This is a genomic window from Bacillus sp. BML-BC051, from assembly GCF_019656175.1.
GTDB lineage: Bacteria > Bacillota > Bacilli > Bacillales > Bacillaceae_G > Bacillus_A > Bacillus_A mobilis.
On record NZ_BPLI01000087.1, the window covers coordinates 1 to 1,845 of the forward strand.

Below are 1,845 nucleotides of genomic sequence, written 5' to 3' on the forward strand. Positions count from 1 at the left end.
ATGCCCATCAACTTAAGAATTTTCACTACCCCCAAGTGACAAAAAACGTTATTCTTTCTAAAAAGCTAGCTAGAAAGGGTGACATTTTTTATGAATCTTTCGATTCAAGATGAATTACAACTATTTTCTGAAGAACTGTATCGTCATTTAACCCCTTCTCTTTTGGAAGAACTCGCAAAAGAATTAGGTTTTGTAAAAAGAAAACGAAAGTTTTCTGGAAATGAATTAGCTACCATATGTATTTGGGTAAGTCAACGTACAGCGAGTGACTCGCTTGTTCGACTATGCAGTCAATTACATGCGGCCACAGGCACTCTTATGAGTCCAGAAGGACTCAATAAACGCTTTGATAAAAAAGCGGTTGAATTTTTGAAATATATTTTTTCGGCATTATGGAAAAGTAAAATCTGTGAAACATCGGCCATTTCAAGCGCGGCGCTCACGTATTTTCAACGAATTCGTATTTTAGATGCGACGATTTTCCAAGTACCAAAACATTTAGCCCATGTATATCCTGGATCAGGTGGTTGTGCACAAACAGCGGGTATCAAGATTCAATTAGAATATGACTTACATAGCGGACAGTTTCTAAACTTTCAGATAGGTCCAGGAAAAAATAATGATAAGACCTTTGGAACAGAATGCTTAGACACATTACGTCCAAGCGATTTATGTATCCGTGATTTAGGTTATTTTTCATTAGAAGACTTAGATCAAATGGATCAACGAGGTGCTTATTATATATCCAGATTAAAATTAAACCATACCGTGTATGTAAAAAATCCGTTTCCAGAATACTTTCGAAACGGAACCGTAAAAAAGCAATCACAGTATATCCAAGTTGATTTAGAACATATTATGAACAATTTAAAACCCGGTCAAACATACGAAATAAAAGAAGCTTACATTGGAAAGAATCAAAAACTATTCACACGTGTAATTATCTATCGTTTAACAGACAAACAGATACAGGAACGTAGAAAAAAACAAAGTTACACTGAAAGTAAAAAGGGTATTACATTTTCAGAAAAGAGTAAACGATTAACGGGTATCAACATATATGTCTCAAATACGCCTGAAGGAGTTGTTCCGATGGAACAAATACATGACTTTTACTCCCTTCGCTGGCAAATAGAAATTATTTTTAAAACGTGGAAATCCTTATTTCAAATTCATCATTGGCAAACTATCAAAAAAGAGCGATTAGAATGTCATGTGTATGGAAGACTTATTGCCATCTTTATCTGTTCTTCTACGATGTTTAAGATGCGTAAACTTCTTTTGCAAAAGAACAAAAGAGAATTAAGTGAATATAAAGCCATTGGGATGATTCAAGATCATGTATCGCTGTTATATCAAGCGATACAGAGAAACACCCAAAATCTAACAAAGATTTTAATCCGTTTGTTCGACCTCCTACAGAAGAATGGACGGAAATCTCATCGATATGAGAAGAAAACTATCTTTGATATTATGGGTGTTGTCTATGAGTATAATGGGTTTGGAAAACAAAAGAAAGCTGCATAATTTTTAAAATGAAACTCGTTAGAGTTTATTTGGTGTGTGTACTTTTCAATACCAAAAGTACATTACGTGTTTTTTAGTTTGTTTGAACGAAAGTTCATTTTGTTTTCGTTCTTAAGTTGATGGGCATGGGGTATCGCCAGCATTTCGGAAAAAAACCACGCTGGGAGTATGCAAGATTTTATACAGTTTTTTTGCTAATCCAGTAACAAACGAGAACCCGAAAACCGCACCATGATAGAAATGTATATGGTATACAACAGGATTCTATAACAGGAGACATCTAAGGAATTCGTATAACAAAATCAGCTTGAAAAAAAA

The 1,845-nt window shown here is 34.4% G+C and carries 1 protein-coding gene; it reads left to right on the plus strand.

Annotated elements, in window-relative coordinates; translation table 11 throughout:
* Nucleotides 1-90: 90 nt before the first annotated feature.
* The gene (locus K5S59_RS27350) at nucleotides 91-1,527 is read left to right on the plus strand and encodes an IS4 family transposase (protein WP_001053964.1); all 1,437 of its coding nucleotides are present in this window, start codon (nucleotides 91-93) and stop codon (nucleotides 1,525-1,527) included.
* Nucleotides 1,528-1,845: the final 318 nt, after the last annotated feature.